General features: G+C 73.7%; 13 protein-coding genes and 1 pseudogene. 7 read left to right on the forward strand and 7 right to left on the reverse strand.

Annotated features, from left to right (window positions below; genetic code table 11):
* Position 1: 1 nt before the first annotated feature.
* Complete coding sequence (locus ITJ40_RS15810) at positions 2 to 811, forward strand: ABC transporter permease (RefSeq protein ID WP_194667970.1); 810 nt, start codon at positions 2 to 4, stop codon at positions 809 to 811.
* On the forward strand, positions 808 to 1,854 hold the full coding sequence (locus ITJ40_RS15815; protein ID WP_194667971.1) for a sulfate/molybdate ABC transporter ATP-binding protein: 1,047 nt from the start codon (positions 808 to 810) through the stop codon (positions 1,852 to 1,854). Before ITJ40_RS15810 ends, ITJ40_RS15815 begins: the two co-directional genes overlap by 4 nt.
* Positions 1,855 to 1,976: 122 nt before the next feature.
* Here ITJ40_RS15815 and ITJ40_RS15820 read toward each other — a convergent pair.
* Positions 1,977 to 2,817 (reverse strand): annotated as a pseudogene (locus ITJ40_RS15820) (aldo/keto reductase).
* Between the two features lie 161 nt (positions 2,818 to 2,978).
* Here ITJ40_RS15820 and ITJ40_RS15825 point away from each other — a divergent pair.
* Entirely contained in the window at positions 2,979 to 3,188 is a 210-nt protein-coding gene (locus tag ITJ40_RS15825; protein WP_194667972.1) for a three-helix bundle dimerization domain-containing protein, read from the forward strand.
* A 52-nt stretch (positions 3,189 to 3,240) separates the two neighbouring features.
* Here the strand turns inward: ITJ40_RS15825 and ITJ40_RS15830 are convergent, their stop codons facing one another.
* Both ITJ40_RS15830 and ITJ40_RS15835 read right to left on the reverse strand, forming a co-directional pair.
* Positions 3,241 to 4,080, reverse strand: coding sequence for a DNA-3-methyladenine glycosylase (locus tag ITJ40_RS15830; RefSeq protein WP_194667973.1), 840 nt, complete (start codon positions 4,078 to 4,080; stop codon positions 3,241 to 3,243).
* Positions 4,081 to 4,083: 3 nt separating this feature from the next.
* Positions 4,084 to 4,257, reverse strand: coding sequence for a hypothetical protein (locus ITJ40_RS15835; RefSeq protein WP_194667974.1), 174 nt, complete (start codon positions 4,255 to 4,257; stop codon positions 4,084 to 4,086).
* 380 nt (positions 4,258 to 4,637) lie between these two features.
* Between ITJ40_RS15835 and ITJ40_RS15840 the strand changes: the two genes are divergently transcribed.
* Complete coding sequence (locus tag ITJ40_RS15840) at positions 4,638 to 5,384, forward strand: SDR family NAD(P)-dependent oxidoreductase (RefSeq protein ID WP_194667975.1); 747 nt, start codon at positions 4,638 to 4,640, stop codon at positions 5,382 to 5,384.
* A 43-nt stretch (positions 5,385 to 5,427) separates the two neighbouring features.
* On the opposite strand, the gene ITJ40_RS15845 is transcribed toward ITJ40_RS15840, so the two are convergent.
* From ITJ40_RS15845 to ITJ40_RS17495, 3 genes are all read right to left on the reverse strand, one after another.
* Complete coding sequence (locus tag ITJ40_RS15845; RefSeq protein ID WP_194667976.1) at positions 5,428 to 6,030, reverse strand: TetR/AcrR family transcriptional regulator; 603 nt, start codon at positions 6,028 to 6,030, stop codon at positions 5,428 to 5,430.
* 49 nt (positions 6,031 to 6,079) lie between these two features.
* The gene (locus ITJ40_RS15850; protein WP_194667977.1) at positions 6,080 to 6,430 is read right to left on the reverse strand and encodes a putative quinol monooxygenase; all 351 of its coding nucleotides are present in this window, start codon (positions 6,428 to 6,430) and stop codon (positions 6,080 to 6,082) included.
* Positions 6,431 to 6,595: 165 nt separating this feature from the next.
* Positions 6,596 to 7,507, reverse strand: coding sequence for a GNAT family N-acetyltransferase (locus ITJ40_RS17495; RefSeq protein WP_194667978.1), 912 nt, complete (start codon positions 7,505 to 7,507; stop codon positions 6,596 to 6,598).
* A gap of 166 nt (positions 7,508 to 7,673) precedes the next feature.
* On the opposite strand from ITJ40_RS17495, the gene ITJ40_RS15860 reads away from it, so the two are divergent.
* From ITJ40_RS15860 to prpB, 3 genes are all read left to right on the forward strand, one after another.
* Positions 7,674 to 9,515 (forward strand): glycoside hydrolase family 3 protein, encoded by a 1,842-nt coding sequence (locus ITJ40_RS15860; protein WP_370532073.1) that lies wholly within the window; start codon positions 7,674 to 7,676, stop codon positions 9,513 to 9,515.
* 147 nt (positions 9,516 to 9,662) lie between these two features.
* Positions 9,663 to 11,213, forward strand: coding sequence for an MmgE/PrpD family protein (locus ITJ40_RS15865; protein ID WP_194667979.1), 1,551 nt, complete (start codon positions 9,663 to 9,665; stop codon positions 11,211 to 11,213).
* The gene (prpB, locus tag ITJ40_RS15870; RefSeq protein WP_194667980.1) at positions 11,213 to 12,127 is read left to right on the forward strand and encodes a methylisocitrate lyase; all 915 of its coding nucleotides are present in this window, start codon (positions 11,213 to 11,215) and stop codon (positions 12,125 to 12,127) included. Before ITJ40_RS15865 ends, prpB begins: the two co-directional genes overlap by 1 nt.
* A 3-nt stretch (positions 12,128 to 12,130) precedes the next feature.
* Here prpB and ITJ40_RS15875 read toward each other — a convergent pair whose 3' ends face one another.
* Complete coding sequence (locus tag ITJ40_RS15875; protein WP_194667981.1) at positions 12,131 to 12,286, reverse strand: hypothetical protein; 156 nt, start codon at positions 12,284 to 12,286, stop codon at positions 12,131 to 12,133.
* Positions 12,287 to 12,319: the final 33 nt, after the last annotated feature.

A 12,319-nucleotide genomic window follows, 5' to 3' on the forward strand; every position in this document is an offset into this window, starting at 1 on the left:
GATGAGGGCCTCGTCCGGTCTCCCGCGCTGGGTCGTCGCCGTGGCGATCGTCGGCGGCGCGTTCGTGCTCCTCCCCCTCGTCGGGATCCTCACCCGCGTGGACTGGGCCCGGTTCATCCCGCTCATCACCTCCGAGTCGTCGGTCGCCGCGCTGGCGCTCAGCCTGCGGACGGCCGGGACCGCCACCGCGCTGTGCGTCGTGATCGGCGTGCCGATGGCGCTGACGCTGGCCCGCACGTCCTTCCCCGGCCAGGGCCTCGTCCGGTCGCTGGTGCTCCTGCCGCTCGTGCTGCCGCCCGTGGTGGGGGGCATCGCGCTGCTCTACACGTTCGGCCGGCTCGGCCTGCTCGGGGGCACGCTGCAGGCGCTGGGGATCCAGATCTCCTTCTCCACCGCCGCCGTGGTCCTCGCGCAGACCTTCGTCGCGCTGCCGTTCCTGGTCCTCAGCCTCGAGGGGGCGCTGCGCTCCGCGGGCAGCCGCTACGAGAGCGTCGCCGCCACCCTCGGCGCGCGGCCGACGACGGTGCTGCGCCGGGTGACGCTGCCGCTGATCCTCCCCGGGCTCCTGTCCGGCGCGATCCTCGCCTTCGCCCGGGCGCTCGGGGAGTTCGGCGCCACCCTCACGTTCGCGGGGAGCCTCGAGGGCGTGACCCGGACGCTGCCGCTCGAGATCTACCTGCAGCGCGAGACCGACCCGGATGCCGCGGTCGCGCTGTCGCTGGTCCTGGTCGTCGTGGCCGTGCTCGTCATCGGCCTGGCCCACGGCCGATCGGGCCGACCCGGCCCCGCGCGCCGGGCGACGGGATCATGAGCCTGGAGTTCCGCGCGCGGCTGCGGGACCGCGACTTCGACGTCGACCTCCGCGTCGAGACGGGCACCACGACCGCGGTCCTCGGCCCCAACGGCGCCGGCAAGTCGACGCTGGTGAGCCTCATCGCCGGCCTCCTCGCGCCCGACGCGGGCCGGGCGTCGCTCGCCGGCACGGTGCTCTTCGACACGGGCACCGGGCTGCGCCTCCCGCCGCACCGGCGCGGCGTGGCGCTCCTGGCGCAGGACGCGCTGCTGTTCCCGCACCTCAGCGTGCTCGAGAACGTCGCCTTCGGACCCCGGAGCGCCGGCATGGGCCGCGCGGAGGCGACCGCGCTGGCGCGCACCTGGCTCGCCGCGGTCGATGCCACCGAGCATGCCGATCGTCGCCCCCGCGAGCTCTCCGGCGGGCAGGCGCAGAGGATCGCCCTCGCCCGGGCCCTCGCGCCCCGCCCGCAGCTGCTGCTGCTCGACGAGCCGATGGCCGCCCTCGACGTGACCGTCGCCCCGCAGCTGCGGCGCATGCTCCGTCGCGTCCTCCGCGACCGCACCACGATCCTCATCACCCACGACGTGCTCGACGCCCATACGCTCGCGGACCGCGTCGCCATCCTCCACGGCGGCCGGATCGTGGAGCACGGGCCGACCCGGGACGTGCTCGAGCGCCCGCGCACCGCCTTCGCCGCGGAGATCGCGGGCCTGAACCTCCTCGTCGGGACCTCCACCGGGACGGGCTTGGACGACGGCGCCGGCCACGAGCTGCGACTCCCTCGCGGCCGCGATCTCCCTGCGGGAGCCGCGGTCGCCGCGGCGTTCCGGCCCACCGCCGTCACGGTCGCGGCCGCCACCCCGCAGCAGCCCGCGAGCAACCGCGTGCGCGGCCGCGTGCACGACCTCGAGCGCCACGGCGACGCGATCCGGGTGCGCGCCGCGGGCATCTCGGCGGATCTCGGCCCCGCGGAGCTCGCGGCATCCGGCATCGAGATCGGGGACGAGGTGGACTTCACCATCGACCCCGACGCGGTCGTGCTGTACCCGGTGGGCTGACCGCCCGGCAGACCTCCGCGACCGCGGTCGGAGGGCTCGACCTCCCCGGGGATCCGCCGCGCTGACGAGGGGCCGCGACGCCACGATCGCCCATCGGGTGCGGCACCACCACCGGGCGCGCGTCACCACCAGAACGGCGGCTGGGTCACGTAGGGGCTCTCGAGGCGGGCGACCTCGTCGTCGGTCAGCTCCAGGTCGAGCGCGGCGACGGCGTCGGTGAGGTGGTGCGGCTTCGTCGCCCCGATGACCGGCGCGGCGACCGTCGGGTTCCGCAGCACCCAGGCGAGCGCGACGCGGGCCATGGGCACGTCGCGCGCGGAGGCGACCTGCTCGACGGCGTCGATGACCGGACCGTCGGCGTCGGTGTCGAAGGCGCGGGCGACCTCGTCGGTCTGCGATCGCGCGGTGGCGGCGCAGAGCGGGATCATCTCGCGCTCCTCCTCGCGCTTGAGGAGGTTGTACTGGTCCTGCATCGCGGCGAAGCCCGTCCACCCGTTGACCGCCGCGGCCCGCTGCAGCTTCGCGAACTGCCACGCGTGCATGGACGAGGCGCCGAGGTAGCGGACCTTCCCCGCGCGGACGACGTCGTCGAGCGCCTGCATCGTCTCCTCGACGGGCGTCTCCGGATCGAAGCGGTGCAGGTAGTGGACGTCGATGTGGTCCGTGCCGAGCCGGCGCAGCGAGGCGTCGACCTGCTCGAGGATCGCGGCGCGGGACAGCCCGGATCCGCCGGGTCCGTCGTGGCATCCACCCGGACACCTTCGTCGCGAGCACGATGTCCTCGCGCCGGGAGAAGCGCCGGATGGCACGGCCCACGTACTCCTCGCTCGTGCCCTGCTGGTACACGTTGGCGGTGTCCCAGAACGTGATGCCGAGCTCGACCGCCTGGCGGAAGAAGGGCGCCGACGCCTCCTCGTCCATGGTCCAGGAGTGCATGCCCCGGGTGGGATCGCCGTACGTCATGCAGCCGAGGGCGAGGCGGCACCGGCATCGGTCGCCCGGCGGGCGGGATGTCGGGCTGGTGCCAGGAGCCACTCGGAGGATGCGCGATGCGCGTGGCCGCCGTGCCGGGCCGGCCAGGAGCGCGGTGGGGGGCCATCCCGATCCCGGGGGATGATGCTGTCATGACCACTGACGTCGACTACGACCAGATCGTCCGCGACTCCATCGAGCAGCTGCGGAAGAAGTTCCCCGAGCGCTCCGAGGCCGAGCTCCGGACGGTGGTGGAGGAGGAGCTGGCGACGCTCCGGGACGCGACGGTGCAGGACTACCTCTCCGTGCTCACCGTCCGCGCCGCCCGCAAGCGGATGAAGGCGCAGGGCCGCGCCGACTGACGAGCAGCGTGCGCTGCGTCGGCGATGTCCGCGGTGCCCGGGAGCCGATCGCCTACTCCTCGAGCGCCCGCAGCGCGCGCAGGTGCACCGCTGCCCACGAACGGAACGGCTTCCACGCCTCGGTGATCTCGTCGATCGAGCGGTCGGTGCCGTAGCGCTTCGCGATCTCGTCGCTCAGCTTGCCCTCGTGGCGCGGGAGCACGTCGGGGAAGTTCGCGCCGCGGATCACGACGAGCTCGGCGGAGAACGGCCCCATCCCGAGGATGCTCTGGACCTGGACGAGCGCATCGGACGGCTGTGACGAGCGCAGATGCGCCCCGGAGAGCCGGCCGTCGAGAGCGGCCTCGGCGATCGCGTGCAGGTACTCCGCCTTGCGGTCGGGCAGATCGAGCGCCGCCGCACGCAGGATGGCCGGGGACGGGAACGCGCCGTCGTCGCCGAGCCGCTCCGTGAGCCGCGTCCGGAGCGCGGCCGCCTGCCGTATCTGCAGGCGGCGCGACAGGACCGTCCACACGGCCGCCTCGTAGGGGGAGAAGAAGCCGCATGGCCGGAACCCGCTGAGCCGTGCCTGCGCATCCGCGATGACGTCGTCGCGCACCGCGACGTCGGGCCAGCCGCGCCCGTCGATGTCCACCGACAGCAGGCGGCGCACCTGCTCGGTGGCGGCGTCCAGGTCGCCCGGGCCCTCGACCACGATGCGCACGGATGGACCGTCCTGGGTGACAGCGGCATCCACGCGCTGCCAGTCGGCATCGCAGAGGAAGGCGGCGTGGAGGCCAGCGGCCTGTGGCTGGGACGCGAGTCGGTTGGGGGTGAAGCCCTCCCAGAAGCGCGTGGTGGTCGCGAGCGACCAGGGCCCGAGGACCTCGTGGACGGTCTCGAGTCGTGTCATGGATCAGTCCTCGTCGTTCAGGGCGGCGGCGTCGCCGTCGGGGTCGGAGTCGGTGAGCGGGCTGCCAGCGCGACCGACGATGGTGCTGTCGAGCACGACGACGGGTCGGGGGAGCGCGACGAGCGCCCCCGCGCGCGAGGAGGATGCGCGGGGCGCGGTCGGCGGCGACGCGATCATGGGACGACCTCCGGGCTTCGAGTGCGCATCTCCGGAGGTCTTCAGCCACGGATCGACCGCATCGAGAAGCGGATCGACCACACCGATGGGAGTCGGTCAGGAGACCACCGTAGCCCACGCTCCCCGTCATCGACGGTCTGCGCCGTGCGTCGCGGCCGGGCGGTGACGACGGGGAGGCCCCCAGGGAGGAGACCGATACGATCCCGTCGTTCACCTTCGTGAAGCGGTCGCCCTGCGTGGGTGATCCGGGGCCGGAAACCCTCGCATCCAGCCCCGTCGTCCGCGCGGCGACCCACGTCGCGAGCGGTGGCTGGCGTGCGTTCCCAGCACAGAGAGCAGCCATGAGCGTCCACACCCCACACCCGTCCCCCCTCTCCCCCTTGGCCGACGAGGTCGTGATCATCACCGGGGGCTCGAGGGGCCTCGGCGCGTCGATCAGCTCCCGCTGCGTGGCAGCAGGTGCCCATGTCGTCCTCGTCGGCCGCGACGCCCGGACGCTGCGCGAGCACGCCGCGACGCTCGGCGAGGCCGCCAGCTGGGTCCAGGCGGACCTGCACGACCCGGCGGCTCCGACCGAGATCCTCGCCCGGACCCTCGAACGCCATGGACGGATCGACGGCCTGGTCAACAACGCCGGGACCGCGCACTTCTCGCCGATCGAGCTCCTCAGCGCCAGCGACATCGACCTGACGATGTCACTCGACGTCCGTGCACCACTCCTGCTGGCCGGCGCGGCCGCGAAGGCGATGCGCGACGGCGGGAGCATCGTGAACATCTCGTCCACGTTGGCCGCTGTCGGCAGCCCGCGTTCGGCGCTCTACGCGGCGGCGAAGGGAGCGCTCGACGCGGCCACTCGAGCCCTGGCCGCGGAGCTCGGGCCCCGCGGCATCCGGGTGAACGGCGTCCGGCCCGGTCTGACCCGCACCGAGGCGACCGAGCACGAGCACGCGGACGGCGTGTTGTTCGCGACGTACGAAGGGACGGTTCCCCTGGGTCGCCTCGGGATCGGCGAGGAGATCGGCGACGCGGTCGTGTTCCTGCTGAGCTCGGCCGCGGCGTTCGTCACCGGGCAGACGCTGGCCGTCGATGGAGGGCACACCACCTCCAACCTGGCGGTCCGTCCCTAGTCCCGACGGCGATCCGCTCGACGACGCGGAGGCGCGGCACGACCTAGTCCCCGCGAGCAGCGCCTCGCGTGAGCAGGGTCGATGCCGCTCGGCCGAGGTCGAGCAGCACCGTCCGGTCGGCGCCGGCGGTGCCGAGGACCTCCATGCCGCGGGTGACGGCGACGAAGTACGTCGCGGCGGCACGGGCGTCGAGCGCCGCGTCCACCTCCCCGGCCTCCTGCGCCTGCACGATGCATCCGGCGTACTCGTCCTCGAGGCGGCGGTAGGCGCGACGGGCGGCTGCGGCGACGTCCGGGTCGCGGTCGGCCAGCTCGACGGTGGCCTTGGTGAACAGCGAGTCCAGCGGGCCTGCCGAGGTGAACGTGATGGCGAGCGCGTCCAGGTGCGCTCGGATCCTCCCCAGCGGAGAGGGGGTCCCGGACGCGAGCTCGACGGTCAGTCGCTCGACCTGCGTGGAGGTGCTCCGCTCGAGCGCGCGCAGGAAGAGCTGCCGCTTGCCGCCGAAGGTGTTGTAGATGCTCTGCTTGCCGAGCCCGGTGGCGCGGCTGAGCTCCTCCATCGTGGTGCCCCCGTAGCCGGCAGCCGCGAAGGCACCGGCGGCCGCGTCGACGACGGCGTCCTCGTCGAACTTCCGCGGTCGGGGCATGGCGTGATCCTATGCGGGGCCGGGGCCGGGGCCGCTGGTCGGGATGCCCTCAGCTCGCGGCGGGGAGGGCGTCGGCGGTCTGGGCGGCCACGTCGTAGTACTCGGCCTGGTAGTCGAGGATCCGGATGCCGCCGAGGACGGCGGTGACGGCCTCGAGGAAGCGCTCATCCGCCATGTGGGCGTCGATGGCCGCCTGGTCGCGCCACCCCTCGGTGAGGTGGATCGTGTTCGGGTCGGTGAGGTCCTCGGCGAAGACGTAGTACGTGCAGCCGTCCTGCCGGGCGGTGGTGGTCAGGTGGGGGATGACGGCGTCGCGGAACGCCTGTCGGTCGTCGGGGTGGATCGTGTAGCAGGCGCTGATGACCTTGCCGGTGGGGGTGTGCCTGGTGTGGGGGATCATCGTGCCCTCTCCTCTGCGACCACGGGGCGTCCGCGTCGGCATGGCCACCCTACCTCCGTTATTGACCAAGTCGTCAATAACTCTGCGCCGCGGACCGTCCTCCCGTCGGCGGGCCGGCGCTCCGGCTCGAGATCCGGACGACGCCCGCGGATCTCGACCACCCCGTCATCCGCAGGACCGCAGCGCCACCAGCCACGCGTCCACCGCGTCCTCGCGCTCGACGCGGAACCCCGCCCGCTCGTAGAGCCGCCGCGCCGCGCTGCCCTGGAGCACGTCGAGGCGGAACGGGCGGCCGTCGTCGTGCCGGTCCATGAGATCGCGCAGCACCTCGCCGCCGACCCCGTGGCCGTGCAGCGCGGGATCCAGGTAGAAGTGCTCGATCCAGTGCGCGTCGGGCTCGTCGCGGCGGGCGATGAGGCCCGCGTCGCGGCCGCCGACCCGGATCACCCAGGTGCGCTCGGGCGCCCACCTGTCGAGGAAGCGACGGCGGACCCGCACCGGATCCCACCGGCCGAGCCGCTCGAGGTCGGGCCGGAGGACGATGGCGCGCAGCTCGGCCATCCACGTGGCGTCGTCGGGGAGCGCCGGGCGGAGGATCCAGCGGGGGAGCGGCCCGGGGGCGACCCGCAGGTCGCGCTCCATGCAGACGCTCGTCGGATCCGCCGCGTACGGCCCGAACCGCGGCACGTGCCGGTACCCGCCTCGCTCGTACATCGCGATGGCCGCCGTCTGCGGCAGGCCGGTCTCGAGCCGCATGACGTCGGCGCCGAGCTCGCGGGCGCGGTCCTCCGCGGCGACGAGCAGCGCCCGACCGACGCCGAGGCCGCGCGCCCCGTCCGTGACGAACACGCGCTTCAGCTCCGCGGATCCATCGCCCCCGTCGACGACCGCCGCCGTGCCGAGCGCGCGGCCGTCCTCGCGCGCCACGAGGAACGTGACGCCGGGCCGCTCGAGGTCGCCGACGTCGAGCGCGTGGTAGTTCTCGGCCGGGTAGAGGGCGAGCGCGAAGTCGTCGGCCTGCCGCAGCAGCGGCAGCACGTCGTCCTGGCGGGGGGACTCCGGGGTGACGGTGGGCACGCCCCAGCGTAGGACGGGTGGGTCGCGCGGAGCCGAGGGGCCGGCGCCGCTCCACGATGTGGAGGGTCTGACCTGACCGCGACGGCCATGCGTATCCTCGGTGCTCGACCGCGGTGAGCGACGTGTCCGCCTCGGCGACGTCTCCCTCCGCCCTGGAGGAGGACACGTGGACTTCGACCGCGACCCACGCCCATCGCACGAGGGATCCGCGTTCACGCGGCGGAGCTTCGTGGCCGCGGCCGCGGCCTGCTCGCTCGGCGCCGTCGTGGCGTCGCAGCTGATGCCGGCGGACCGGGCGGAAGCGGCGACCGGCACGGAGCCGGACGTCGCCGCGCTGCTGGCGGGCATGTCCCTCGAGGACAAGGTGGGCCAGCTCTTCGTGCTCGCCGTCTCGGGCCGGACCGCGGACACGACCGACGCGACGGCCGTCGCCGCCAATCGCGCGGCCTACGGCGTGGACACGCCCGCGCAGGTCATCGCCGCGCACCGGCCGGGCGGCATCATCTACTTCCCCGGAGACCAGGACAACCTGGCGGACCCGCAGCAGATCGCCGCCCTGTCCAACGGGTTGCAGCGCGCCGCCGTCGCGCAGCCGAGCCGCATCCCGCTCCTCCTCTCCACCGACCAGGAGAACGGCGGATACGTGGTGCGCGCGCCGATCACCCTCCTGCCGGGCGAGATGGCGCTCGCCGCGAGCCCGCGCGCCCAGGACGACGTGCGGGACGTCGCCACGATCACGCGCGACGAGCTCCGGGCCATGGGCCTCAACCAGGACTTCGCGCCCGTCGTGGACGTCGCGTCGAACCCGGCCAACCCGATCATCCACGTGCGCTCGTTCGGCGACGACCCGGGCACCGTGTCCGCCCTCGCCACCACGATGATCCGCACCTTCCAGCAGCCGGGCGGCCTGGTCGCCGCGGCGAAGCACTTCCCGGGCCACGGCGACACGGACACCGACAGCCACACGGGCATCCCCATCATCACCCGCAGCCGTGAGGAGCTCGAGCGCGTGGACCTGCCGCCGTTCGCCGCGGCCGTGGACGCGGGCATCGGGATGATCATGACGGCGCACATCGTCGTCCCCGCGCTCGACCCGAGCGGCGACCCGGCCACGCTCTCGCGGCCCATCCTCACGGGTGTGCTCCGCGACCAGCTCGGCTACGACGGCGTCGTCATCACCGACGCGCTCAACATGGCCGGCGTCCGCCAGAAGTACACCGACGCCCGCGTGCCCGTGCTCGCCCTGAAGGCCGGCGTCGACCAGCTCCTCATGCCGCCGGACTTCCCCACGGCGCGCGACGCGGTGCTCGCCGCGGTGCGCAGCGGGGAGATCCCCGGGTCGCGCATCGACGAGGCCGTCACCCGCATCCTCCGGCTGAAGAGGGATGCGGGGATCTTCTGCGCCGCCCCGGTCGACGAGCAGGCCGCGACGCTCGTGGTCGGCAGCGCCGCGCACCTCGCGACCGCGCGGGCCGCCACGGAGCGCGGCATCACGCTGCTCAGGAACGACGCGGACCTGCTGCCGCTGTCGACGGGGCCGCGCTCGGTGCTGGTCACCGGCTGGGGCGTCACCACCACGAAGAACCTGGCGAAGGTCCTGACGGCGCACGGCTCCACCACCACGCTCGCCACCACCGGCATCTCCCCGGATGCGGCGACCATCGGCTCCACGGTGGCGCTCGCGAAGCAGGCCGACCTCGTGGTGGTGTGCACGCGGGACCTCGGTGCCGACACGAGCTCCGGGCAGCGGGATCTGGTCGCCGAGCTCGTGAAGGCGGGCACGCCCGTCGTCTCGGTCGCCGTGCTCGAGCCCTACGACATCGCGTACACGACCGAGGTCGCCACCCATCTGCTCACGTACTCGTACGCCGAGAACGCCCTCGAGGCGCTCGGTCGCGTGCTCTACGGGCAGGTCGCCCCCACCGGTCGTCTGGCGGTGGACATCCCGCGCAGCGACGCCACGGGCGTGCTCTACCGCCGCGGCCACCACGTGGCGTTCACGCGGTAACGGCGCCCAGCCCTGTCCCGTCCGACGCCCCATCCGATTCGGGTGGGGCGTCGGACGCGTCCGGGTGCTCGATGGATACGCTGGACCGGTGCCACGCGGACGAGGCCCCGAGCCCTCCGCGACGGTGCCCCGACCGTGAGGAAGACCATGCAGATCCACCGCGTCCGCGTCCACCGCAGCGACGAGGCCCTGCCTCCCGGGGAGCAGCTGGCGGGGCGCATCGCCGCCGTCGCCGCCGACCCGGTCGAGGTCGACGCCGAGGTCACCGAGATGATCGTCAACCGCATCATCGACAACGCCGCCGTCGCGACCGCGTCGCTCACCCGCGCGCCCGTCGTCGCGGCGCGCGCGCAGGCCCTCGCGCACGGCCCGTCCACGGGCGGTGCGGGCGCGACCGTCGTGGGCGCGGATCCCGCCACGCGCGTCAGCGCCGAGTGGGCGGCGTGGGCGAACGGCGTGGCCGTGCGCGAGCTCGACTACCACGACACCTTCCTCGCCGCCGAGTACTCGCACCCGGGCGACAACATCCCGCCGATCCTCGCGGCCGCGCAGCACGCCGCAGCGGGAGGCCGGCCCGACGGCCGCGCGCTGACCGGCGCCGACGTGATCCGCGGCATCGCCACCGGCTACGAGATCCAGGTCGACCTCGTGAAGGCCATCAGCCTGCACGCGCACAAGATCGACCACGTCGCGCACCTCGGCCCGTCGGCCGCCGCCGGCATCGGCACGCTGCTCGGGCTCGACGAGGAGACCGTCTTCCAGGCCGTCGGCCAGGCCCTCCACACCACCACCGCCACGCGCCAGTCGCGCAAGGGCGCGATCAGCACGTGGAAGGCGCACGCGCCCGCGTTCGCCGGGAAGATGGCCGTCGAGGCGATCGACCGGGCGATGCGCGGCCAGACCAGCCCCACCCCCATCTACGAGGGCGAGGACGGCGTGATCGCGTGGCTGCTCGACGGCCCCGATGCCTCCTACGAGGTGCCGCTGCCCGCACCGGGCGAGGCCAAGCGGGCGATCCTCGACACCTACACGAAGGAGCACTCGGCCGAGTACCAGGCGCAGGCGTGGATCGACCTCGCCCGTCGCCTGCACAACACGCATCCGGTGCTCGCCGACGCGGACGCCATCGACCGGATCCTCATCCACTCGTCGCACCACACGCACGTGGTCATCGGATCCGGCGCGAACGACCCGCAGAAGTACGACCCGCGCGCCAGCCGCGAGACGCTCGACCACTCGATCCCGTACATCTTCACGGTCGCCCTGCAGGACGGCGCGTGGCACCACGTCGACTCGTACGCGCCCGAGCGCGCCGGCCGCCCCGACACGGTGGACCTCTGGCGCCGCGTCACCACGACCGAGGACCCGGAGTGGACCCGCAGGTACCACTCCATGGACCCGGCCGAGAAGGCGTTCGGCGGCCGGGTGGAGATCCGCCTGACCGACGGCTCGACCATCGTCGACGAGATCGCCGTCGCCGACGCGCACCCGCTCGGCGCCCGGCCGTTCGCGCGCGCCGACTACGTGGCCAAGCTCCGCACGCTCGCCGACGGCGTGCTCGAGGACCGCGAGGTCGACCGGTTCCTCGCGCTCGTCGAGCGCCTGCCCGAGCTCACCGCCGACGAGCTCGCCGGCCTCACCGTGACCGCACGACCCGGCCTCCTCGACGGCGCCGGCGCCCCGAAGGGACTCCTCTAGTGCTGCACTCCACCCTCACCGCCGCCGCCAAGCGCCGCGCGTTCCGCGAGCGGCTCGCGAGCGGCGAGCTGCTCCGGATGCCCGGCGCGTTCAACCCGCTGTCGGCCCGCCTCATCCAGGACAAGGGCATGGACGGCGTCTACATCTCCGGCGCCGTGCTCTCGGCGGATCTCGGCCTGCCCGACATCGGCCTCACCACGCTCACCGAGGTTGCCGGGCGTTCGCAGCAGATCGCGCGCGTCACCGACCTGCCCTGCCTCGTCGACGCGGACACGGGCTTCGGCGAGCCGATGAACGTCGCGCGCACCGTGCAGATGCTCGAGGACGCCGGCGTCGCGGGCCTCCACATCGAGGACCAGGTGAACCCCAAGCGCTGCGGCCACCTCGACGGCAAGCAGGTGGTGGACGAGTCGACGGCGCTGAAGCGGATCCGCGCGGCCGTCGACGCCCGCCGCGACCCCGACCTGCTCGTCATGGCCCGCACCGACGTGCGCGGCGTCGATGGGATGGCCGCCGCGGTCGACCGGGCCCGCGCGCTCGTGGACGCGGGCGCCGACGCGATCTTCCCCGAGGCGATGGCCGACCTCGCCGAGTTCGAGGCGATGCGCGCTGCGGTGGACGTGCCGATCCTCGCCAACATGACCGAGTTCGGGAAGAGCGAGCTGTTCACGACGTCGCAGCTCCGCGACGTGGGCGTCAACATCGTCATCTACCCGGTCTCGCTCCTGCGTCTCGCGATGGGCGCCGCCGAGCGCGGCCTCGACGCGATCCTCGAGGAGGGCACGCTCGCCGGCAAGGTGCCCGAGATGCAGACCCGCGCCCGCCTCTACGAGCTCCTCGACTACGCGGGCTACAGCGCCTTCGACGAGGACGTCTTCACGTTCACGCTGGAGGGGAACCGCGGCGGGGCGTGATCCCTAGTCGCGCTCGACGAGGCGCCGGAGGGATCCGTCGAGCGCGAGGCCCAGCATCATGACGGCCAGCAGGATCCCCATCGCGAGCGACGCGAGGACGTGCCCCGCCCGGGTGACCGCGCGCACCCCGCCGGATCGGGCGGCGGGGGCGGCGGGCATCCCGCGAGGCTAGCCGCGGGCGCGCCGCGCGGC

Origin of the sequence: Clavibacter sp. VKM Ac-2872 (genome assembly GCF_015351105.1) — a bacterium.
Lineage (GTDB): Bacteria > Actinomycetota > Actinomycetes > Actinomycetales > Microbacteriaceae > Clavibacter.